We start from the raw sequence: 388 nt of genomic DNA on the forward strand, positions 1-388 counted from the left end.
CCCCGGGGCGAGACCTCGGGGGCCGGGGGGGCCGGTTTCCACAGCATGTGGGCCGACCTCGCCCCCATCGGCCGCCACCCGGACTCCGGCGGCTACCGCCGCTACGCCTGGACCGGCGCCGACGCCGACTGCCGCACCTGGTTCCAGGAGCAGGCCCAGGCGCGCGGCCTGACGTACGAGACCGACCGCAACGGCAACCAGTGGGCCTGGCTCGGCGACCCCCTGGCCGGCGACGCCGTCGTCACCGGGTCGCACCTGGACTCCGTCCCGGACGGCGGCGCCTTCGACGGGCCGCTGGGCGTGGTCTCCTCCTTCGCCGCTCTCGATGAACTCCACAGCAGGGGCGCGGCGTTCACCCGCCCCCTGGCGATCACCAACTTCGGTGACG

At 75.3% G+C, this 388-nt stretch carries 1 pseudogene; it reads left to right on the forward strand.

The window, feature by feature from the left end:
* Positions 1-45: 45 nt before the first annotated feature.
* Positions 46-388: pseudogene (locus G3I71_RS49720) on the forward strand (allantoate amidohydrolase); the annotation flags it as partial.

Source organism: Streptomyces sp. SID12501 (assembly GCF_010550245.1).
In the GTDB taxonomy this organism is placed as follows: domain Bacteria; phylum Actinomycetota; class Actinomycetes; order Streptomycetales; family Streptomycetaceae; genus Streptomyces.